This is a genomic window from Priestia sp. BR_2, assembly GCF_041954005.1.
GTDB lineage: Bacteria > Bacillota > Bacilli > Paenibacillales > Paenibacillaceae > Paenibacillus_AQ > Paenibacillus_AQ lautus_A.
On record NZ_JAVFHM010000139.1, the window covers coordinates 187636 to 210447 of the forward strand.

Annotated in this window: 22 protein-coding genes; 5 read left to right on the top strand and 17 right to left on the bottom strand. The window is 55.0% G+C overall.

Annotated elements, in window-relative coordinates:
* Nucleotides 1–4 precede the first annotated feature (4 nt).
* The 10 genes from RB298_RS05995 to RB298_RS06040 form a co-directional block, all read right to left on the bottom strand.
* Nucleotides 5–1153, bottom strand: coding sequence for a glycerate kinase family protein (locus RB298_RS05995; protein WP_486046330.1), 1149 nt, complete (start codon nucleotides 1151–1153; stop codon nucleotides 5–7).
* 28 nt (nucleotides 1154–1181) lie between these two features.
* On the bottom strand, nucleotides 1182–1352 hold the full coding sequence (locus RB298_RS06000; RefSeq protein ID WP_267132923.1) for a hypothetical protein: 171 nt from the start codon (nucleotides 1350–1352) through the stop codon (nucleotides 1182–1184).
* Nucleotides 1353–1560: 208 nt separating this feature from the next.
* Complete coding sequence (locus RB298_RS06005; RefSeq protein ID WP_096775749.1) at nucleotides 1561–3099, bottom strand: solute symporter family protein; 1539 nt, start codon at nucleotides 3097–3099, stop codon at nucleotides 1561–1563.
* A gap of 136 nt (nucleotides 3100–3235) precedes the next feature.
* Complete coding sequence (locus tag RB298_RS06010) at nucleotides 3236–4747, bottom strand: solute symporter family protein (RefSeq protein WP_009593011.1); 1512 nt, start codon at nucleotides 4745–4747, stop codon at nucleotides 3236–3238.
* A 6-nt stretch (nucleotides 4748–4753) separates the two neighbouring features.
* Complete coding sequence (locus RB298_RS06015) at nucleotides 4754–5053, bottom strand: DUF485 domain-containing protein (RefSeq protein WP_009593006.1); 300 nt, start codon at nucleotides 5051–5053, stop codon at nucleotides 4754–4756.
* Nucleotides 5054–5248: 195 nt separating this feature from the next.
* A complete protein-coding gene (locus RB298_RS06020) occupies nucleotides 5249–6043 on the bottom strand; it encodes a LytR/AlgR family response regulator transcription factor (RefSeq protein ID WP_081746233.1) in 795 nt (264 codons plus the stop codon).
* Nucleotides 6030–7796 carry a LytS/YhcK type 5TM receptor domain-containing protein gene (locus tag RB298_RS06025; RefSeq protein WP_213580734.1) on the bottom strand — a complete coding sequence of 589 codons (1767 nt, stop codon included), beginning with the start codon at nucleotides 7794–7796 and terminating at the stop codon, nucleotides 6030–6032. The genes RB298_RS06020 and RB298_RS06025 overlap by 14 nt, the downstream gene beginning before the upstream one ends.
* 411 nt (nucleotides 7797–8207) lie before the next feature.
* Nucleotides 8208–8654 carry a threonine/serine exporter family protein gene (locus tag RB298_RS06030; protein ID WP_009592993.1) on the bottom strand — a complete coding sequence of 149 codons (447 nt, stop codon included), beginning with the start codon at nucleotides 8652–8654 and terminating at the stop codon, nucleotides 8208–8210.
* Nucleotides 8655–8677: 23 nt separating this feature from the next.
* Complete coding sequence (locus tag RB298_RS06035; RefSeq protein WP_015737894.1) at nucleotides 8678–9433, bottom strand: threonine/serine exporter family protein; 756 nt, start codon at nucleotides 9431–9433, stop codon at nucleotides 8678–8680.
* A gap of 197 nt (nucleotides 9434–9630) precedes the next feature.
* Nucleotides 9631–10614: an aldo/keto reductase gene (locus tag RB298_RS06040; protein ID WP_192570306.1), complete on the bottom strand. Its 984-nt coding sequence runs from the start codon at nucleotides 10612–10614 to the stop codon at nucleotides 9631–9633.
* Between the two features lie 221 nt (nucleotides 10615–10835).
* On the opposite strand from RB298_RS06040, the gene RB298_RS06045 reads away from it, so the two are divergent.
* From RB298_RS06045 to RB298_RS06065, 5 genes are all read left to right on the top strand, one after another.
* Entirely contained in the window at nucleotides 10836–11360 is a 525-nt protein-coding gene (locus tag RB298_RS06045) for a PadR family transcriptional regulator (RefSeq protein WP_096775746.1), read from the top strand.
* An 87-nt stretch (nucleotides 11361–11447) separates the two neighbouring features.
* Nucleotides 11448–12173, top strand: a complete 726-nt coding sequence (locus tag RB298_RS06050) for an ABC transporter ATP-binding protein (protein WP_486046335.1) — start codon at nucleotides 11448–11450, stop codon at nucleotides 12171–12173.
* A 24-nt stretch (nucleotides 12174–12197) separates the two neighbouring features.
* Nucleotides 12198–12968, top strand: coding sequence for an ABC transporter permease (locus RB298_RS06055; RefSeq protein ID WP_192570304.1), 771 nt, complete (start codon nucleotides 12198–12200; stop codon nucleotides 12966–12968).
* 330 nt (nucleotides 12969–13298) lie between these two features.
* Nucleotides 13299–14600: a serine--tRNA ligase gene (gene serS / locus RB298_RS06060; protein WP_192570303.1), complete on the top strand. Its 1302-nt coding sequence runs from the start codon at nucleotides 13299–13301 to the stop codon at nucleotides 14598–14600.
* 444 nt (nucleotides 14601–15044) lie between these two features.
* A complete protein-coding gene (locus tag RB298_RS06065) occupies nucleotides 15045–16082 on the top strand; it encodes an LLM class flavin-dependent oxidoreductase (RefSeq protein WP_036659353.1) in 1038 nt (345 codons plus the stop codon).
* Nucleotides 16083–16152: 70 nt separating this feature from the next.
* On the opposite strand, the gene RB298_RS06070 is transcribed toward RB298_RS06065, so the two are convergent.
* The 7 genes from RB298_RS06070 to RB298_RS06100 form a co-directional block, all read right to left on the bottom strand.
* A complete protein-coding gene (locus tag RB298_RS06070) occupies nucleotides 16153–16911 on the bottom strand; it encodes an SDR family NAD(P)-dependent oxidoreductase (RefSeq protein ID WP_015737901.1) in 759 nt (252 codons plus the stop codon).
* A 106-nt stretch (nucleotides 16912–17017) separates the two neighbouring features.
* Nucleotides 17018–17770 carry an SDR family NAD(P)-dependent oxidoreductase gene (locus tag RB298_RS06075; protein ID WP_036659355.1) on the bottom strand — a complete coding sequence of 251 codons (753 nt, stop codon included), beginning with the start codon at nucleotides 17768–17770 and terminating at the stop codon, nucleotides 17018–17020.
* A gap of 17 nt (nucleotides 17771–17787) precedes the next feature.
* The gene (locus RB298_RS06080; RefSeq protein ID WP_009592716.1) at nucleotides 17788–18219 is read right to left on the bottom strand and encodes a MarR family winged helix-turn-helix transcriptional regulator; all 432 of its coding nucleotides are present in this window, start codon (nucleotides 18217–18219) and stop codon (nucleotides 17788–17790) included.
* Between the two features lie 469 nt (nucleotides 18220–18688).
* Nucleotides 18689–19330, bottom strand: coding sequence for a nitrite reductase (locus RB298_RS06085; protein ID WP_452518838.1), 642 nt, complete (start codon nucleotides 19328–19330; stop codon nucleotides 18689–18691).
* Between the two features lie 87 nt (nucleotides 19331–19417).
* Nucleotides 19418–21850, bottom strand: a complete 2433-nt coding sequence (locus RB298_RS06090; protein WP_096775737.1) for a heavy metal translocating P-type ATPase — start codon at nucleotides 21848–21850, stop codon at nucleotides 19418–19420.
* Between the two features lie 36 nt (nucleotides 21851–21886).
* Nucleotides 21887–22087, bottom strand: a complete 201-nt coding sequence (locus RB298_RS06095) for a cation transporter (protein ID WP_009592700.1) — start codon at nucleotides 22085–22087, stop codon at nucleotides 21887–21889.
* Between the two features lie 286 nt (nucleotides 22088–22373).
* Nucleotides 22374–22697 (bottom strand): metal-sensitive transcriptional regulator, encoded by a 324-nt coding sequence (locus RB298_RS06100; protein ID WP_096775736.1) that lies wholly within the window; start codon nucleotides 22695–22697, stop codon nucleotides 22374–22376.
* Between the last annotated feature and the right edge of the window lie 115 nt (nucleotides 22698–22812).

Consider the following 22812-nt stretch of genomic DNA (forward strand, 5'->3'; position numbering starts at 1 on the left):
ATGATTACTTGTTCAAAGAAACCATGAGACGGACGATATTCTCGGATGTTCTCTCCACGTTCTGCACGCCGTTCGCCAGCGCCTCCGACAGCGTGGCAGCACCCGGCATGATGCCGAAAATCGCGTCCATCCCTTGATCATACAGCACATCGATCCCGTCACCAACCCGGCCGGCCAGAGCAACGACAGGCTTGCCATGCTTCTTCGCCACTCTCGCGACACCGAGCGGAGTTTTGCCATACTGCGTCTGGAAGTCCATCCCGCCTTCGCCGGTCCATACCATATCCGCCTGGCGCACTTTCTCTTCAAGTCCCGTATAGTCAACGACCATATCGATCCCTTTCTTCAGCGTCCCGTTCAGGAAGACCATCAGCCCGCCGCCAAGACCACCGGCCGCGCCGGCGCCTGGATAGTCTATGATATCCTTGCCCAGCTGCTGCTTCATTACCCCGGCGTAATGCCGGAGATTTCTGTCCAGCTGCTCGATCATCTCCGGCGTAGCGCCCTTCTGCGGTCCGAATACATGAGAGGCTCCCGTTTCGCCGCAGAGCGGGTTGGTCACGTCGCAGGCCACTTCGACCTCGACATCCTGAAGCCGCGGATCAAAGCCGCTTAAGTCCAAGCGCGCAAGACGACCCAGCTCCCCTCCGCCAAAAGCAAGCTCCTTCCCTTCCGCATCCAGCAGCTTGCCGCCGAGCGCCTGAACCACCCCGGCACCGCCGTCATTCGTCGCGCTGCCGCCGATCCCGATCAGCAGCCGGCTTACGCCGTGGTCAAGGCAAGCCTTGATCAGCTCGCCCGTCCCGTAGGTGGTGGTCACCAGCGGATTCCGCTGTGCGATCGGGACCAGATGAATTCCGCTGGCGCCGGCCATTTCCAGTACCCCGGTGCTGCCATCGCCTGAAATGCCGTAGGATGCCTCCACCTGATCGCCCAACGGACCCGTCACGGTGACGGTATGGACCGTACCGCCCGTAGCATCCACAAGGGATTGCATCGTACCTTCACCGCCGTCAGCCATGGGCACATGGATACACGTCACATTCGGGTTTCCCTTCTTGATGCCGCGTTCCATCGCTTCGCAGACTTCCTTTGCGGTCATGCTCTCTTTAAATGAATCGGGCGCGAGTACAATAACATAATCCTGCTTCATGGTTATCCCCTGCCTATCCTTATATATTTCACTCCACAGTACGATCTCTTAAAAGATCAATGGTAGCTCCGCCCAGCAGGCCTCCAATGACAGCGCCTCCAAACAAGGCATAGACCGGGTTCACCTTTCTAAAAATCAAGACAATGGCGATAATCAGTCCGGCAACGGCTCCGCCCCAATGTATAACTGTCCCATCCATGTTGTGAATGCCTCCTTAAGCAATAAAGCTTGTGAACAATGATGTAATCATGCCTTATGAAACTATGATTGCGCTTACAGGATACAGTATAACCGGAATGTCGCGTTCAATCCTATTGACGCCATAACGGTATTTATTGTGCACATGCACAATGAACGGTACAGGGAAACGATTGTGGCCCAAACTAAAATTCATATGTAATTAGCAGTTATCCCAATTCGCGGGAACGGTTTTCACCCGGCGCGACATGGGCAACGGCCTGCATATGCTCGAAATGGCCGCTCGAACCCCGTTTACGCGATAGCAGGGTGCCGACGATGCCGCCGGCGAACCCGATCGGAATGGAGACGATGCCCGGATGCTTAAGCGGGAAGATCGCTTCCGCCCGAATCCAGCCTGCCACTGGGTCCATTACATTGGGCCCGACAGCCATGAGCAGCAAAGAAGACGAGAGGCCGGCCGTAATGCTCGATATGGCGCCTTGCGTATTAAATTTCCGCCAAAATAGCGTGAACAGCAGCACCGGCAGGTTAGCCGAGGCGGCAACCGCGAAAGCAAACGACACGAGGAACGCCACGTTCAGCGTCTGTGCCCCGAGCGCAAGCACGATCGAAGCCGCGCCAACGACGATGGCCGAAAGCTTGGCCACCCTCATCTGCTGCGCCTCGGTCGCCCGTCCGCTGCGGAAGATGCTGCTGTAGACGTCATGGGCAAACGCCGAGGAGGCCGTGAGCACAAGCCCGGAGATCACGGCCAGTATCGTTGCGAAGGCAACGGCGGATACAAAGGCCATTAAGAATTCGCCGCCCAGCTCGCTTGCGAGCAGCGGGGCCGCCAGCTCCACCCGGTCGGACAATATGGACCAATCTACGAAGGCAGCCGCTCCAAAGCCAAGAAAAATCGTCATGGCGTAAAAGACGCCGATCGTAAACGTCGCCGTTCTGACCGAAGCACGGACCGTACGCGGGTCCCTAACCGTGTAAAAGCGCGCAATAATATGCGGCAGTCCCGCTGTCCCTAACACCAGCGCCATATTAAACGACAGCATGTCCAGCGGGTGGTCAAACATGTTGCCCGCCATCAGAAAACGCTCCTGTAATGGGGTCGCCCTCTTCATGGATTCGAATAAACCGAGCAGATCCCAATCGAACCTTGCCAGCACGATGAGGCTCACGATAAAGGTGCTGCTCACCAGCAAAATGGATTTGACGATCTGCACCCAGGAAGTCGCGAGCATGCCGCCAAACGTGACGTAGACGGTCATTAAGCCGCCGACCAGCACGATGGCGAGCGACGTCTCCAGCCCGAACAGCAAATGGACGAGCCACCCGGCGCCGACGAGCTGGGCGATCATATAGAAGACGGTGATCATCATGTTATTGACGGCGATGCATCCGCGCAGCCGTTTCTCGCCGAACCGGACCGCCACCGCATCCGCCATCGTATACCTGCCCAGGTTATGAAGGGGCTCGGCTATGATGTACTGCACGATCACATAGGAGGCAAGAAAGCCGATCGAATAGAAAAAGCCGTCGAAGCCGTACACCGCAATGGAGCCCGCGATGCCAAGGAAGGACGCCGCGCTCATATAGTCGCCGGAAATGGCTAGGCCGTTCTGCAGCCCGCTGAGACGGTTGCCTGCGGCATAGAAATCGTTCGTGCTCGTTGTCCGCCTGGCGGCATAATACGTAATCATTAACGTGCCGACCACAATCGCCAGAAAAAAAACGATGCCGGATATGTTCACTTGCCTGCCTCCTTCCGCCATGGCCCCAAAATGTTGTTGCTTTTTATTTTACGATAGAATGGCAAAAAAAGGGCGACTCCCTTCGCTGTTAACCAGCGGAGTTCACCCTTTTTTTCATAAGAAACCGTTGTTGGGTTTACGCGCCCGTATTCGCTTTGACCAGCACTTCGGCATACTTCGCCTCATCCTTGGAAGAGGAGAGCAGCGTGCCGACATAGGCTGCCAGGAAACCAAGCGGAATGGAGACGATGCCCGGGTTGCTCATCGGGAAGATCGGATCGCCTACCAAAATCGCTTTGCCGGCCGGATCCCATATATTCGGGCTAAGGGCCACGAGAATCACCGTGCTGATCAAACCCGTCAGCATCCCAGTGACCGCGCCCGTCGTATTAAATCTCTTCCAGAACACTGTGAACAGAATGACCGGCAAATTCGCGCTGGCTGCAACGGCGAAGGCCAACGAGACCAGAAACGCCACGTTCATCTTCTGCGCGAACAACGCTAGCAGGATCGAGACGACGGATACGCCGATCGAAGCGTACCGTGCCATCTTAAGCTGCTCCTTCTCGGACGATTCGCCGCGGCGCACGATTTGGCCGTAGAAATCATGGGCGAAGGCCGATGCGGCGGACAGCACAAGCCCCGTCACCACCGCGAGGATCGTCGCGAAAGCAACCGCCGAGATGAGCGCGAACAGGAAGTCGCCGCCGATCGCTTTGGCCAAGAGCGGCGCTGCCATGTTACCCGCTTTATCGACCTCGGTAATATCGGCCGCGCCTACGAAGGCGGCTGCCCCGAATCCGAGAAAGATCGTCATCACATAGAAGATGCCGATAATCCAGGTGGCGTACACCACGGAGCTGCGCGCCGTCTTCGCGTCCTTAACGGTAAAGAAGCGGGTCAAAATATGCGGCAGACCTGCCGTGCCGAGTACCAGGGCAAGGTTGAGGGACAGCGTCTCGAGCGGGATTTTGTATTTATTCCCCGGGTTCAGGAAGGCCTCCTGCAGCGGGGTGGCCGTCTTCATATGGTGGAACATCTGGGTCAGGCTGAAATCGAATTTGGCGAATACGATCAGCGAGATGATGAACGTGCCGGCCATGAGCAGCACGGCTTTCGAGATTTGAACCCAGCTTGTCGCATGCATGCCCCCGAAAACAACGTAGATGGTCATGAGCACGCCCACAATCAATACGGACGTGACATAGTCCAAGCCTAACAACAGCTTAATCAGCGCGCCCGCTCCAACCAGCTGCGCAATCATGTAGAAGATGGAGATGGAAATCGTGTTCAATGCTGCCACGCCCCGCACCTTCTTGTCGGAGAAACGGGCGGCAATCATGTCCGCCACCGTATACTTGCCGAGGTTCCGCAGCGGCTCGGCGACAAGGTACAGCACCACCAGGTAAGCCACGAGGAAGCCGATGCTGTAGAAGAAGCCGTCAAAGCCGACTAACGCGATCGAGCCTGCGATCCCGAGGAAGGAGGCCGCAGACATATAGTCGCCGGCAATGGCTGTCCCGTTCTGCCAGCCCTTGAGTCCTCCGCCTGCCGTATAGAAATCGCTCGTGTTGGTCGTTTTCTTGGCAGCGTAATACGTAATGATCAGCGTAAGCAGTACAATTCCGCAAAACAACGCAATAGCCATAGTCGATTACGCCCCCATATCCTTTTTGATATCGTCTACCATTCGGTCAAACTGGGCCGCCTTGCGGGAGTAGAGAATGCACAGAACCCATGTCATGACGAATTGGGCGAAGGCAAATACCCATGCCCACGTGATCGGGCCGATCGCCGGGTGATTCAACACGTCGGTGTACGAAGTAAGGATCGGCAGCGCAAAATAAAACAGAAGAAAAAAGACGGTCATCGGAATAATGAACCGTTTCTTGCGGGAGAGCAGCGTTTTGAATTTTTCGGAATGCCATACTTCGGTATAGCTTTTTTCTTCCATTGCCTTTCCCTCCATTAACGATCAGGTTCTATTGCGTCTTTCATCAATGAAAGCGCTTTAGAATGATTATATACGGGAGGATTGCCATCGACCACAGCTCCTGCGCGAAACGTCCGACAGGGTGCGCGAAAGGGCGGATATGCCGCCCGAACCGGGAGGCAACCGCCATACTCGAGCGTCTTTCTTTGTCCTTTTTCAAGCCTCCCTAAGCAACCGGAACAAATCCCGTGCAGCCTCCCGGGACAATGGAATCATCGACCGCTGCTCATCCTTCAGCACGATGTTGTAAGCCCCGTTCTGCCAAGGGGAGAGCTCCGCGATCCAGTTCACGTTAACCAGATAACTGCGATGAGGGCGAAAGAAGGAGTAACCCGCAAGCTTCTCCTCCAGCTCCTGCAGGGTGCTTTTGCTCGTAATCCGCTGGCCTTCCGCCGTCCATACGCGAATGACACGTTCCTCGCGCACCGCGTACAGGATCGCCTCGGGATCAACCAGCACATGTTTATCCCCGTCGTCGAACAGAAGTTTGCCGCGCATGCTGCGGGCGGCAGCTTCCGTGGATGGATAAGGAGCGGCCTGAATAGCATCGTGAGCCTCCTGTTTCGGGAAGGCATTCCCTTCCTGAATCCTGCTTCGAATTCGCTGCAGGGTTTCTTTCAACCGCATATGGCTGTAAGGCTTCAGCAGGTAATCGATCGCGTTCAGGCCAAACGCTTCAACGGCATACTCGTCGTAGGCCGTCGTAAACACAATCAAGGGCGAGATCGGGGAGGCCTTCAGCATGCGCGCCGCCTGCAACCCTTCCAGCTCCGGCATATGAACGTCGAGAAAGACGACATCCGGCTGCCGCAAGGGGACAAGCTCCAGCAGCTCACGTCCGTTCGCGGCATGCGGAAGCAGCTCGATATCGGGCTCCTGTTCCAGCAAATAAGCCAGCTCCTCCCTTGCCAATCGTTCGTCTTCCGCTATCATCGTTTTAATTCGCTTCACGGTACCGGCTCCCTTCCGACAAGCTGCAGGGGATGCTGAAGGATATGCTGCAGCCGCCCTCTGCCAGATTCTCCACGATAAGTCTGGCCTCTTTGCCAAACATGCTGATTAAACGCTGATTGATATTGTAAATGCCGTTTCCCGTACCCTCGCTGCCGATGATCGGTTGATCGCCTAAGCTGTCCAGCACTTCCGGCGAAATGCCGATCCCGTTGTCCCGCAGTTGAACAACCGCCATATCACCGGCCCGGCTTAGGCTCAGCCGAATGACGCCTCCGCTCGCTTTGTCGCGCAGGCCGTGCTTAATGCTGTTCTCCACCAGCATTTGCAGCGTTGCCGGCGGAATCATAAGCTCGCCAAGCGCGGGATCGAGCTGGCACTCAAACGAGAACTGATCCTCGAACCGGATCTGTATAATGTCCAGATAGGCATTCAACAGCTCCATCTCCTCGCGAATGGTCGTTCTGCGGGACGCCATGACCTTGACGTTCAGGCGCATGAACGCCCCCAGCTGCATCGTGGCATGTCGTGCCAGCAGCGGATCGGTGCGAATCAACGAATGAATCGCGTTGAGGGTATTGAATAGAAAGTGCGGATTGATCTGCGCCTGCAGCAGCTTGAGTTCCGCCTCTTTCATTAAATGGCTCATCTTCTCGTGTGCGGTGGCCCCGAGCTGATAGGAAATCAGCTGTCCCAGCCCCTGGGCCATCACCAGCTCGACGCGCCGGATATCCTCCGGCCGCTTGAAGTAGAATTGAATGACGCCCACGACCTGGCCCGCCTCTATGATCGGGACAAGGATGGCTGCGCCGAGCGCCGGATGCCGGGGCTGGATCTCTTCCGCATTCTCGATGATCCGAAGCTCGCCGGTCGCGATGACGCTCTTGGTCAAGTCCGATTGGATCTCTTCTCCGGGATCAAGGGTACGGCTTGCTGTGCCGGCATGGGCCAGGAACCGCTCCGTATCGGTAATGGCGACGGCCGCTGTTTTCAGCTCTCGCAGCAGCAAGGCCGCCACGGCCTGAGCCGTACGGTACGTCAGTCCCTGCTTCAGATGCGGGAGCGCCGATTCGGCGATATGGAATGCCTTCTCCGTCTCATACGCGGCTGCACGTTCCTCCTCGGTGAGCGCGACCCGCAGCATCGTCGTAAAGATTGCAATGGAGATGCTGTTCGTCAGCACCATCGGCAGGCCGATCAGGTTGACCAGTTCCACTGCACGATCCGGCTCATCCGCACAGATCAAAATCATCCCCATGAGCAGGATCGGAGCGAACATGCCGACGAATAACGCTTTCGCCGGCGAGATGACCCGCTCCTGCGAGAAGAATCGGGCCACGCCTCCCGCCAGCGCTCCCGTTAACGGCACGGCGATTGCGCCTGCCAGCCCCGTGGCACCGCCGATATACAGGAGGTGGGCTCCTGCCAGAAGCCCGCCCCCGATGCCAACGCGGGGACCGCCAATCAGTCCGCCGATCACCACCCCGACCAGGGCGGAGTGGGCCAGGGCCTGCTCTCCGGTCAGCCGCATCAGCCAGAAGGAGGAACTGGACTCGCCGTTCTCCACGACAACGCCCGCATAGGTCCCGAGGATGCCGAAGAGCCCGAACAGGCCGGAATAGATGAACATCCGCATGCCGGACATCTCTTTGCGGTCCAGCAATTGGCGGAACAGCGGAATTCTCGTCAGTATAAAAGTCAGGATGAGCAGCATGCCCATCCGTTCGAACAAATGCAGCGTCAGCTCCTGCATGGACATCCCTCTTTTTTTTGATGGACTTCGAATCGAATCGAATCTTCATCTGACGTTCGGTAACGCTGTAGATACGGGAAGAACACCTTTGAATACGGTTTCATTTTTGCAAGAAAGATTATATAGCATGTCGAGGATTTGGACAATAAAAAGGCATAACATGAAACTAATGTAAAAAAATGCATGAAGGAGGGGAGGATATTCACGCCTTGGCGAGCGCGTAAAAAACCGTATCCCGCAAAATGCGTACATACGGCTGGTTCATCAATTCAATTACACACGCATAGGTGTCCCTCCCCCGGATGATAACGAGTCGGAGCATGGGCATTTTCCCGCCGGATCGAAGCGCATGCTTCGCATATAAACCGGGTTCGTTTCGGTTGACGGGGTTCGGGTTTCAGGGTTACTGGTTTATCGGGTTATCGACCATTTCCTTATGACCTGATTGGTCACCTCCGACAGCAGCAACCCCAGCGCGATGGCGCCTGAAATCATGAACGCTTGGGCCCCCAGCTGGACGGCCTGATCGAATTGATTCTGGGCCACATGGCGAAGGGCATTATAGGCGACACCGCCCGGTACGAGCGGAATAATCCCCGACACGCTGAACACGATGATGGGAGTCTTGTATTTTTTGGCGAAAAAATGACTGATCATCGTCACGCAAAAAGCCGCGACTACGGTGGCCGTCACCGGCTCAACCCTCATATCCTGAAGCATGATGTAGAGCAGCCAGCCCACCATGCCGGCAAACCCGCACTGCAGCAATGCTTTCTTGGGTACGTTAAAGATGATCCCGAAGGCCGCCGAAGCAACGAAACTCGTAATAAGCTGCTGTATATAAAAGGTTGCCACCATTATCCCTCCACCCTTCCCATCTCTTAGAATGACAAAGTAAACGCAATGCCCGCGCCGATGGCAAAGGACGTAACAAAAGCCTCCGCCCCTTTGGACAAGCCGGATATCAGATGCCCCGCCATCAGATCGCGGATGGCATTCGTGATCAGCAAGCCCGGTACCAGCGGCATCACGGAACTGATGATGATCGTATCCAGCTGATGGCCGAATCCGAATCTGACCATCCAAACGGAGGTTATGCCGATGACGAGCGCACCCGAGAATTCGGCGAAGAACCGGACGGGAATGACCCGATGCATGAATACGAAGCAGGAGAAGCCCAGACCGCCCGCAACGGCCGCCGGTACGAAATCCGGCCAGATGCCGCGAAACATGATGAGAAAGCACCCGCTTGCGATCGCTGACAGTAGAATCAGCACCCATGTGGGATAAATGGCCTGCTCATGCTCGATTCGCTCCAGGGCCCGGTAAGCCTCTTCCATCGTCAGCTCGCCGAGGCTGACGCTCCGGGACACGCTGTTGACCTGATCGATCTTATGGAGATTGGTTGTCCGATCCGAAATACGAATAAGCCGCGTAATATGCTGCGGCTCCTCCACCGAGAAGATAATGCCCGTCGGGGTCATATAGCTGTGGCTGTTCTCAACGCCGAAAGCCGCGGCGATCCGCATCATCGTATCCTCGACCCGATAGGTCTCCGCGCCGCTCTGCAGCATGATTTTGCCTGCTAACAAGCAGACCTTGATAATGTCATGCTCCCGCTTCAACAAATCATTCAAATCGACAATCCTCCCGCTGAACACATTCCGATTCAGAATCTTTGCCTATATTATAGTATCATTTCCATGATAAAGCATAGGATATGCTTTAAAGCAGCGCTGCAGCAGCTTCCGTTCGTTTGATTCCATCTCATCGCCCTAAACAAGAAGCCTCCCGATGACCGGGAGGCTTCTCTCCTATTATTCTCGAAATCGGCTTAATAGGCGCCGCGGATGTGCGTGGCTACCTGCTCCTGATAGAAAAGCGCAAGGCGTTCTTTCTCCTCCATGCTGAACGAAGGCACGTCCAGCGTGCCCAGGTTGTCTTCGATCTGGCGGACGTTGCGGAAGCCGGGAATCACGGCAGTGACCTCCGGGCAATCCAGAATCCAGCGCATGGATGCACGAGCCATGTCGCCTCGGCCCTCGGCAATCCAGGCGAGCTCTCTGGCGAGCTCGACACCTTTTTCGAATCGGAGGCCGGCAAAAGTCTCGCCTACGTTAAACTGCTCGCCGTTCGCGTTGAAATTTCGGTGATCCCCCTCGCTGAAGGTAGTGCTCTCCGTAAATTTTCCGGTTAGCAAACCGCTGGCGAGCGGCAAGCGCACCAATATGCCGACGCCCGACGCTTTGGCCTTCGGGAGCAGCTGGGCCAGCGGTTTTTGGCGGAACAGATTGAAAATCACCTGAAGGGACCTCACCCCCGGTACCCCAAGACAGAACAATCCTTCTTCCACCGTCTCCACGCTGACGCCGTAATGCCGGATTTTCCCCTCGGCCTGCAGCTTGTCCAGCACTTCAAACACCCGTCCGTCCTTTAATACCTCGAAGGGAGGGCAGTGAACCTGGTAAAGATCAATCCGCTCCCGCTGCAGCCGCTTCAGACTGCCCTCGCAATAACGGCGGATCGACGCCTCGGAATAGGTCTGAAGATCATGAATATCACCGGCGCGGCAAAACTTGGTGGCCACATGCACGGTATCTTCTTTCCCTTTGGTTGCGCGCGCGAGCAAATCCTCGGCATGCCCGTCTCCATAGACGTCGGCCGTATCGAAGAAGTTTACGCCCTCGCCGATGGCGCGGTCCAATCCCTTCAAGGCTTCCTGATCATCGGTCTGCCCCCATGAGCCTCCGATCGCCCATGTGCCGAAGCTGACCTCGCTAATGTGAAGCTCCGTATTTCCCAATTGTCTGTAATTCATCGACGTTATAGCCTCCTCATCCAACTGCCATACTAGTTCACACTACTAGACTAAACGTTAAATCGCTTTCATTCAATCCATATGTCATATATCTATTTCATCGGGGATCGTTGACAAATGATTCCATCGTCTTTATAATTACAACCATCGAATAACCAACGTTGGATATTCAGCAATGGAATTCATCATTCTACACACACATCCTAAGGAAGTGATCCTACATGACCAACCTCATCCTGCTTTCATTTCTTCGCCAGCGTCCGATGCACGGATATGAAATCCAGCAGCTCATTCAGGCCAGCCGTATGGACCTGTGGACGAATATCCTGTCCGGTTCGATCTATTACGCGCTGAACAAGATGGAAAGCGACGGGTTGATTGCAGCCACTGCCGAAGAGCGAACCGGCGCGAGACTCCGCAAAATTTACAGCATCACGGATGAAGGCGAGAAGCTATTCCAGCAGATGATCCGCGAGACGTTGACGCTTCCTCCCCACACCGTCAAATCCGACTTTTCGCTCGGTTTGGTCTGGATCGAGGACATTCCTAAGGAGGAAGCGGTGGAATTGCTGGAGCAGAATCTCAAGCAAGTGGAGGAATCGCTGGCCCAGTGGCGTTCGGGTAAGGAAATCAAGGGCCAGTACGGCTTATCCAAGATCGCCCTTGCCACCTTCGATAATGCGATTTCGATCCTGGAACAGGATATCGCCTTTCTCCACAAGATCATCGCAATCGTTCAAGAATAAGCCTCAGCTTCTGCTGCGGCTTTCATTTCCGGCAAATATCCAATATTGGATATATAACATTGGACAAATAAGGAGCGTGCAACGAAAATGACGTTAACTACACTCATTCAAGCGAAGGGATTAAGAAAAACCTATGGGCAGCGGACGGTCGTACGGGATGTGACTCTGAACATACGGGAAGGCGAAGTGCTGGCGATTATCGGGCCGAACGGCGCGGGGAAATCAACGACGCTGGATCTGGTGCTGGGTCTGCGCCGCCCCGATGCCGGTACGGTCACCTACTGGACATCCGATCCTTCGCCGCACATCGGGCTTCAGCTGCAGTCCACACCCTTCTTTCCCGGATGTACCGCCATGGAGAATCTGCGCATGTTCGCGGCTTTCTACGGCAAACGTCTCAGCGGCGCGGAGCTGATCCGGCACCTGGACCGATGCGGACTTGCGGAGGCTGCCAGGACCGATGCGCTCAGACTCTCCGGGGGGCAGCAGAAACGGCTCGCCATTGCCATGACGCTGGTCCACGACCCCAAGCTGCTGTTCCTCGACGAGCCCACCGCAGCGCTGGACCCGCGGGCCCGCCGGGATATCCGGGAGCTGATCCGTTCATTGGCGGATACCGGCACCTCCATCGTATTCACCTCGCATGACATGGAGGAGGTCCATAAACTCGCCACCCGGCTGGTGCTTATCTGCGGTGGAAAGGTGCAGGCCTCCGGCACGCCGGATGAGCTGCTCAGCCGTTACGGCACGGACAGCCTGGAACAGCTGTATATCCAATTGACCGAGGAACTCGAAAATGGAGAATGCAAGTAAAAAGAAACCTTAGGAGGAATCGATATGCGTATGATTATGGCAACGATGCTGCGGAGCATGTTCCGCGATACCCACACCCTGGTTTGGAACATCGTTTTTCCAATCGCAATGCTGGTCGGATTGGGTCTTTACTTCCATGATGCGGCCTACTCCCACCGACTTCTCGCAGGCGTGCTGACAACCAACATCCTGTTCGGGGCTACTATGGTCACCGCTTTTAACGTCATGGCCCAGCGCAACCGGGGCATCTACAAGTTGCTGCGGGCGACGCCCTTTCGAACCGTCTCCTTCATTGCCGCAATGACAGGGGCACGAACCGTGCTGGCACTGCTCGTCAGCGCCTGCGTGATTCTCATGAGCCTGCTTCTTCTTGGGGTGCAGTTGAGCCTCACGGGACTGGCGCTGATGCTGCTCGTACTGCTGATCGGCACCGTCTGTTTTACCGCGCTCGGTTTTCTGGCTGCCAATCTGTCCAGGGACGAAGGCAATGTCAACATGATCTCGAACTTGATGAGCTTTCCGATGCTGCTGACCAGCGAAGCCTTCTACTCTTTGGAACATGCCCCATCATGGGTCGTCACCCTGGGGCAGCTGCAGCCGTTTCACCATCTGGTCGATGCCATGGCGATCGCAGTCCATCCGCAGGGAGATTTCGTCGGCATATGGATGCCGCTCCTCATCCTGACCGGCTTTACGATCCTCATTCTCGGAGCGGCGGCGTGGACCTTCCGCTGGGACGCAGAGCAGCCTGTCAGCTGGAGGCAGGGATCCGCGAAGAAAGCGGCGTCGACGTAACGGCGTACAAAAATCCGGTTAACCCCTTGTATAAAAGACATCTCATGCGGTATACTGAACAACAATATCAGTATCAGGCCGATGATGAGCTTCCAACTCTGAGGCGTTCTCGTCAAGGGGATTCGATCTACACCCGATCAGCCGTCCCCCTAAGTTAACCGGACCCGCCCGTTACCGCGGAATCAAAGTGGATTGAACGCAGGCCGACATGTTCCTTGGTCAGGTTACGGTTCAATCAATTTGGGTGGCACCGCGAGCGCATAAGCGTCCCTCGTCCCATATGGACTAGGACGCTTTTTTATTTTTTTAGGGCAAAGGAGCGCGGTGATTATGTTAGATATGAAATGGATCCGGGAGAGCGCGGATCATCAGGAAGAATTGCAGCAGGTGGCTGACCGGAAAGGGATCGCCCTTTCGGTTGCCGAGCTTGTCCGGCTGGATGACCAGCGGCGTACGCTGCTGTTGGCCGTGGAAGCATTGCGTCAGCAGCGTAATGCCATCTCGCAGGAGATCAGTGCCCTGGTGCGGCAAGGCAAACCGGATGAAGCGGAACGGCAAAAACAGCAGGTCAAAACCATCAACGAGGAACTAGACCAGCAGGAAACGTTATACCGGGAGGTTAACGAAGCTTATAGCGAGCTGCTTATACTCGTACCGAATATCGTTTCGCCGGACACGCCTGTGGGAGCCTCGGATGAGGACAACGTGGAGATCAGACGAGTAGGCGAGCTCCCCGTGTTTGATTATCAATTCAGGGACCATGTCACGCTCGGGGAACTGCACCGCATGGTCGACATTCCCCGCGGCGTCAAAACCGCTGGCACGCGCAGCTACTACCTGACAGGCATCGGCGCAATGCTCCATCGGGCCGTTCAGCAGCTGGCGGTGGATATGCTGGTCGCCAAGGGTTTCACCCTTATGGACGTACCGTTAACCGTAAGGACGGAGGCTATGCAGAATACCGCCTTCTTCCCGCTCGGTCAGGATCAGGCTTTTCAAATTACGGAGCAAGATAAATGGCTCGTCGGTACCTCGGAGGTGCCGTTGGTATCGTTCTACAGCGGGGAAATCGTCGATGTAGCGGAGCCGATTCGCCTGGCAGCAGCATCGCTTTGCTTCCGGAGCGAGGTTGGCTCGGGCGGCCGGGACGTCCACGGCCTCTATCGGGTGCACCAGTTCGCGAAGGTGGAACAGGTCGTTCTCTGCGAAGCCAGCACGGAGGCCTCGGAGCTGCTTCTGCAAGAGATTACAGCCAATGCCGAGGAGCTGCTGCAGAAGCTCGAATTGCCTTACCGGGTCGTTGCCGTCTGTACCGGGGACATGTCGCAGAAAACATACAAACAATACGACATCGAGACATGGATGCCAAGCCGCGGAGCTTATGGGGAGACCCACTCGTCGTCGAATCTGCTCGACTTCCAGGCGCGCCGCTCGAACATCCGCTACCGGGACGCGGAAGGCAAGCTGCGGTACTGTCACACCCTGAACAATACGGCCGTGGCTTCGCCGCGAATTCTCATCCCGCTGCTGGAGAACCACCAGCAGCCCGACGGTTCGATCCTCATTCCGAAGGCGCTCAGGCCTTACATGAACGGGATGGAGCGGATTGAGCTGCCCAACGGAGCGGAATAAGGACACCATCAGCTTATTATCTAACGTTCAACAACGCAGCCATTTGATGGCTGCGTTGTTTGGTTTTTTTAAACTCATATTATGTGAGAAGCTGTGCATCGAAACTCCTTCATTAAAAATGCATGAATAGGGTTTAGCGATACTTAGACCAGCTTAAAAAGCATATACTATATGGATGAGCTGCATGCCGATTTCGAATCTAATAGCTTTCAGCAAAGCTAGACCATTCGATCATCGCAAGAAAATTTCCTCTAAAGGCGGTCTGGCTTCTCTGGGATTCTTCGATGTACATTTTTCTTATGGATTAAGTAGGTATATAATGTTCGTTATATAGAGATACCATTTTTCGATAGATGGATTTCATGTCCGGCGTCCGTTCGACCGGGTGCCCGTCTCTATATAGAATACTTACCGTGCCGTGCACGAATAAGGAGGTCATACCGTATGACAGAAGCAAATCTTGACCATACAGCGTCCAAAACGCTTCGCGATATTCCGATTTCCATCCTCGATCTGGCGCCGATTACAGCGGGCAGCACAGCTGCACAGTCGCTGCGGAATACGCTTGATCTGGCTCAGCATGCCGAGAAGTGGGGCTATAACCGCTACTGGCTTGCCGAACATCACAACATGCCGGGGATCGCCAGCTCGGCCACTTCGGTGGTCATAGGCCATGTGGCCGGAGGCACCAGCAAGATCCGCGTCGGATCCGGCGGCATTATGCTGCCGAACCATGCTCCGCTTGTCATTGCCGAGCAGTTCGGCACCCTAGAATCCTTGTATCCCGGCCGGATCGATCTAGGTCTTGGCCGTGCGCCGGGTTCGGATCAGCTAACCTCCCGGGCGCTCCGCCGCGGCCCGGGCAGCGACGGCCAGGACTTCCCGGACCGCCTCGGCGAGCTGCGGAATTACTTCCAGCCTACCTCTGGCTCGTCCATGCGCATCCGGGCGATTCCGGGGGAAGGCCTGCATGTTCCGATCTGGCTGCTCGGCTCCAGCGGTTTCAGTGCGCAGCTGGCGGGTCAGCTGGGGCTTCCGTTCTCTTTTGCGAGCCACTTTGCTCCGGACTATCTAATGGCTGCGCTCGATCTGTACCGGACCAGCTTCCGCCCTTCATCCGAGCTAAGCAAGCCGTATGCCATGATCGGCGTGAACGTGATCTGCGCCGACACGGATGAGGAAGCGCAGCGCCTGGCTACCTCGCCCTACCAGCAGTTCCTGAACATCATCCGGGGCCGCACCGGCCAGCTGAGTCCGCCGGTGGACAGCATGGATGATCTGTGGAACCTGCAGGAGCAGGCCATCGTGAAGCGCCAGCTCAGTTTTTCCGCCATCGGCAGTCCCGCAACCGTCCGCGCGCAGCTGGAGCAGTTCCAGCAGTCGACGGACGCGGACGAAATCATTGTCGCGGCCGCGATCTATGATCATCAAGCGCGCCTCCGTTCTTATGAGCTGCTGGCGGAAGTCGTCGGCATTAAATAAACGTCATGCCAAAAAGACCAGTCAAGCCCGAAACTCCGGTGCCTGACTGGTCTTTTTTTCAATCCGGATATTACAGCGTCAGCCCGCCATCAATCGTAACCAGCGAGCCCGTCATGTAGCTGGAGCCCGGGGAAGCCAGGAAGGCAACCACGTTTGCGATTTCGTCCGCCTCAGCCGGACGGCCCATCCGCATGTTGCCCACTTCCTCAGGCACGTAGCCGCCTTCCATGAAGGACTTGGCCACCGCTGCGGTCAGCGGCGTCTGAACGCCGCCCGGGCAGATGGCGTTCACGCGAATGCCCTGCTTCACGTATTCCAAGGCAGCCGCCTTGGTCAAGCCCACAACCGCATGCTTGCTTGCCGAATATGCGGCGGCACTGTGTTCGCTGCGGATGCCCGCCGTGGAAGCCGTGTTCACGATATGTCCGCTGCCCTGTTCCTTCATGACCTTCAAAACATACTTCATGCCAAGGAAAGCGCCCTTCACATTCACGGACATTTGACGGTCAAATTCGTTCTCGTCGATATCGTCCAGCATGGAGAACTTCTGCACGATACCTGCATTATTGAAGAAGAAATCGATTCGGCCGTAAGCTTCAACCGCCTTGTTCACATAGTTCTGTACATCCTCGGTTTTTGTCACATCCGCCTGCACGAAGATTCCCTCTCCGCCCTGCTCCTTAATCAATCGCAGCGTCTCTTCGCCGGCTTCCTTGTTGAAATCCACGAGCACAACCGCGGCACCGTTCTCTGCCAATTTCAGGCTGGCGGCTCTGCCGATCCCGCTGGCCGCGCCGGTAATGACAGCAATCTGTTGGTTATCGGACATGAAACAACACTCCCCTTGATGAAAATAAATATAGCGTCTGACTGAGCTTGTGTCCTTATAATTCAAAACATCGACAGCTTATGAACAAGCTGAATGAATGTCCGGCTTACTTCGCGAAATACCCGCCGTCGATCGGCAGCTCGACGCCCGTAATATAAGAGGACTCGTCGGATGCCAGGAACAGCACGCCGCGCGCGATATCTTCCGCTTTGCCGAGTCGTGGCAACGGCGTCTGGGATTGGAACCACTGCATCATTTTTTCGTCCTTGAAGAGATCCACGGTCATTGGCGTTTCGATGTAGCCCGGGTGAACCGAGTTGCAGCGGATGTTATGCTTCGCAAAGTCAACGGCCGTGGCTTTGGTCAGCATGCGTACCGCGCCTTTGCTTGCCGTGTAAGGACCGGCGCCGCTTCCGCCCGTCAGGCCGGCAATGGAGGAGATGTTGACGATGGAGCCGCCGCCGGCTTCGATCATGTGCGGAATGACATATTTTTGGCCGAGGAATATGCTCGTGACGTTGATCGACATCGTCTTCTCCCAGCCTTCGACCGTCAAATCCATGAACGGCGTTGCATTGGAGACACCGGCATTATTGACCAGAATATCGATTTTGCCGAATTTTTGAACCGTCTCGTCCACGACGCGGACCCAATCTTCTTCGGAAGCAACGTTATGCTTGATTCCCAGTGCTTCGCCGCCGAGCGCTTCAATCTCAGCGACGACGTCTTTGATTTTGTCCTCCTGAAGGTCCGTAATCGCAACCTTGGCCCCCTCTTGCGCAAACAAAAGAGCGTCAGCTTTACCCATGCCTCCAGCCGCACCCGTAATAATCGCTACTTTATTGTCTAATCTTCCCATATAAATACCTCCTAATGTTAGTCGTTGGATTGGCTGTCCATATGGGACTGCCCGATCTTAAGCTGCAAATGCTCGATCATCTTCTCGTACGAAGCGATCAAGACATCCATCTCCTGATCCGAGAAATCCGACCATAAGCCTTCATTCAATTCACGGTACTTCGCAATCATCCGGGCTTCCACCTCGCGTCCCTGCTCCGTGATCCTAAGATAGACTTGACGCCTGTCCTCGCTCGACGCTACCCGTTCAATATAACCCTTGCTCACCAGCTTGTTGCTCAAGTTGGTGACAGCCGACAGCGTAACATTCAGGGCATTGGCAAAATACGAGCTGGTCTGCTGCCCCTCATACGCCAAGGTCTGAAGCACGTAATACTGGGGGCCGGTCAAATCATTGTCCAGAATCTTGGCATAGTTCGCCACAAGCGTCATCATCTGACGGGCTACCATGTTAGATAAATGCTCCCGCTTATCCAGTTTCATCACCTCGATGCTTAACGAAGTCCCACACTTATATATTACGAATTTAAATAGTTAAAAGCTTTTAACAATTAAAATTGTATACCCTTTCACATTGCTCGTCAACCACGATAAAATGCCCGATTTGGTGGTTATTCCCACATTCACGCCCGATGGAAACCCGTCTATATTAAAAATGATTCGAATTGGCCAAGCTGGGCAAAGATGCTGCTGCACTACAAATCTGCCAAATAGAAAAAGAGCACCCGCAGGTGCTCTTGAAAGTATATCCATCGTTGCTTCGGAGTAACCCTCTAAACTACATATGTTACCTTGAGGAATAAAGAAGATGTCATGGTGGCGCCCAACTGGACTCCGACGGATGGGAAGAACTCCAGTGTCCAGCCTCCACCGACAAAAAAAGCACCACCCTGAGGTGATGCCTTTCATTGTCCTTCGTTCATCCTGCCGTATCCATCCGCGCATCCAGCGTGGATTGGCGGAGATGATCCAGTGTCATGCGCTCAACGAAACGCGAGAACTTCTCTTTTTTCTTGCCGTGCTCTTGGTAGATGGCGATCAGCTTCAGAATGATCGGAGCCAGCTGCTCCGGCGTTAAATCCGCATGCAGCTGCTTCGCCAGCGAAGCCTTCAAGCCTCTCGGCTCCCCGCCTACATAGATATCGTAGGTATTTCGCATCTTAATAACGGCAATATCCTTCAGCAGCGGCTCGCTGGTGCCGAGCGCGCAGCCTGCGTACCCGATCTTTAGCGGATTGGGTACGGGGTGGTCGGCGATAGCTTCATCCAGCATCTTGGCAACATCCAGTCCCGAATCCTCCGCCCCCCGGCAAAAGTTGCAGGTAATCAGGCTCTTGGAGACGAAGCCGGCGGGATGTACCTCCAGTCCGGCGGCTTCCAGCTTCGCCTTGGCTTCCTCCACCCGCTCTTCATCCATCTCCACGTACAGCTGCTTGAAGGTTGTCATCTCGATGCGGGCATCATCGCCTACGATGGACCCCAATACGGCCAGCTGATCCGGGCGGAACAGCGTTCCGCCCACTTCAAAGCCGGGGGTCACAGCAAATTTTTGCATGGCCAAATGTCTACACTCCCATCAAGTCACCCTAATATCGCTTTCTTGCTTGGTTACCAACATACTCTATATAAAAGGCCTGCCTGCCTCCCGTTATACCTTCATCCTCTGCAGACGAAGGGCATTCAACACGACCGATACGGAGCTAAGTGCCATAGCAGCCCCGGCCACCCAAGGCGCCAGAAGCCCGATGGCGGCAATCGGAATGCCGAGCGAGTTATAACCCAAGGCCCAGAACAGGTTCTGACGGATGTTGCTCATCGTCTTGCGGCTCATGTAGATGGCGTCCGGAATGCTGTTCAGGTCGCCCTTCATCAGCGTAACGTCGGCGGCTTCCATGGCCACATCCGTACCTGTGCCGATGGCCATGCCGATATCGGCAACCGCAAGGGCCGGGGCATCGTTAATGCCGTCGCCGACCATGGCGACCTTCTTGCCCTGCTGCTGGAGTTTCTTCACTTCATCCGCTTTGCCCTCCGGCAGTACCTCGGCAAGCACATGGTCAATGCCAACCTGCTTGGCGATGGCCTGAGCCGTGCGTTCGTTATCGCCGGTAATCATGATCACTTCGATACCCATTTGCTTCAGCCGTGCTACAGCAGCCTTAGACGTCTCCTTGATGGTATCCGCTACGGCCACAAGACCGGCATATCGGCCGTCTACCGCGGTAAGCATAGCAGTCTTACCCTCGGTTTCCAGCTCCGACATTCTGGCCAGGACCGCATCGATCGGCACGTTATGCAGTGCCATCAGCTTGCGAGTACCCACCAGAACTTCGTGTCCTTCCACGCTGGCCTGGATGCCGTAGCCCGGAATCGCCTCAAAATGCTCGGCAGTCGGAAGCTTCGTCCCTTTCGCCTCAATCCCGGCCACGATCGCTTCGGCAAGCGGATGCTCGGAGCTCTTCTCGGCAGCTCCGACCAAACGCAGGAACAGCTCCTGATCGATGTTATCGACTTCCACATCGGTCAGTTCAGGCTTGCCTTTCGTGACCGTTCCTGTTTTGTCCAGAATAATCGCGTCGATTTTGTGCGTGGACTCCAGATGCTCCCCGCCCTTGAACAGAACGCCCAGCTCTGCGGCACGGCCCGAACCCGCCATGATCGAGGTCGGCGTAGCCAGACCCAGCGCACACGGACATGCAATAACCAGGATCGCAATGGCAATTTCTAACGATTGCGCGAAATTACCGGGCGTCACCCAGAAGTACCATACGAGGAAAGCAACAATCGCAATCCCGACCACGATCGGAACGAAAATGCCGGAGATGACATCGGCCACCCGCTGAATCGGGGCCTTGGAGCCCTGCGCTTCCTCAACCACCTTGATAATTTGGGCTAGAGCTGTCTCTTTGCCCACCTTCGTCGCTTCAAGCGTCAAGCGTCCGTTCTTGTTAATCGTGGCGCCGATGACGGCATCGCCCGCTTTTTTCTCAACCGGAATGCTCTCACCGGTCAGCATCGACTCGTCTACCGCCGACGTGCCCTCCACGACTTTACCGTCCACCGGAATTTTCTCACCCGGCTTTACCAGTACTAAATCACCCACCAGGACCTGTTCCACCGGGATGGTCATCTCCTGACCGTCACGAACGACCAGCGCCGTTTTGGCTTGAAGACCCATCAGGGTTTTAATGGCCTCCGAGGTGCGGCCTTTGGCCAGGGATTCGAACAGTTTCCCCATAATGACCAGCGTGATCAGCACCGCACTCGTTTCATAGTACATTTCAGGCCCATGGTGAGCGTTTGCTCCGGCAGCGGCCCAATCGATCGTTAAATACAGGCTGTAGAAATAGGCTGCCGAGGTACCGAGTGCGACCAGAACGTCCATATTGGCGCTTTTGTTGCGGAGAGCCTTATAAGCTCCCACATAGAACTGTTTCCCGATAAAAAACTGTACCGGCGTTGCCAGGATCAGTTGGAACCAAGGGTTCATGAACAGATCGGGCATCCAGATCCAGGAGGTGAAGGAGAAATGGCTTACCATGGCCCAGAGCAGCGGCAGCGACAGAATCGCCGACAGGAGCAGCTTCCGCTTTTGCTTGGTGATGGCCTCCTTGCGGTGACCTTCCTGATCAAGCGTCTCCTGTTTGGAAACCGCCTGATACCCGAGCTTCTCCACGCGCTGTTGAATATCGCTAAGGCTGACCTCGGCGGGATTGAATTCCACCCGGGCCGTCTCCAGTGCAAAATTGACGTTGGCCTGATTAACACCTGGCATCCGGCTAACCACTTTTTCGATTTTCGTAGCACAGGCCGCGCAGTACATGCCAATCAGCTGAAGGTCCACCGTTTCCTTTGCTGTTCCGTAACCCAGCTTTTCGATTTTCTCTTCCATCTGCTGGACGGTAACCACACTCGGATCAAATGTAACCGACGCTTTTTCCAGCGCAAAATTCACATTCGCTTCCTGGACGCCCTCCATTTTGCTAAGACCCTTCTCAATCCGATTCGCACAGGCGGCACATGTCATACCCGTTAACTGCAGCGACGTTTTCTTCTGTTCCATTGTTGCTTCTGCTCCCATCTTCTCCTCACCCCTCTTCATCCTCGTGCCGTTTGGTTAAACTACGTTATATCCTTGTTCCTCGATAATTTCTTTGATTTGATCCAAATTGACTTTGCCTGCGTCATATTTCACGGAGACCGTGCCTGCCTTCAAATCCACATGTCCCTCGATGTTCTCATTCTTTAAAGCTCCTTCGATGGAATTCACGCAATGCATGCAGGACATGCCTTCTACTTTTATTGTTACCTGTTCCATAATCAATCTCTCCTTTAGGTATTGGATTTATTAGGGCTCTGTTACAGCCAAGCCCGAATGAGTTATCAAACTCGTTGTTCTCATTTCTTGATGTTAGTATACCCCCCTACCCTATAATTAGTCAATGGGTTTTCTCATTTTTTTTTGAAAAACATGGCCGCGTTATGATTAAACCGCATAACCGTGCGGTATTTATCAACTTAAACAAACAATTGCTGCCACCTTCCAAAGGTGGCAGCTCCATGGATATTCTTCGTAATCGGATAGCCCCGGCAGGGAACTTTCGTTACTTCATCAGCTTGTTCATGGTGGTTAACAGCTCGGTAATGACCTCATCGTCGCCTTCCTGGAGGCGCTCCACCACGCAGCTCTTCATATGATGCTCCAGCAGCAATTTGCTGACGCCGTTCAAGGCCGACTGGATCGAGGAGATCTGGTTTAACACATCGTCACAGTACGTATCCTTCTCAATTAAGCCCTTCACGCCGCGAATCTGCCCTTCAATCCGGTTCAACCGGCTGATGAGATTGCTTTTCGTTTTGTCCGAATGGTGGCTCTTCCGTTCACCGGTTACTGCGCATGCATCATGTGCATGGTTCTCGGTTGTCATACCCATTCCCCCCTTGATCACGTTACTTCTTCTTATTCTAACCCTAGTATATCATATAGCCCCCCACCCTATAAAGCCCAGCTTATGGTAATGAGATTGCGGATCATTTTGCCGT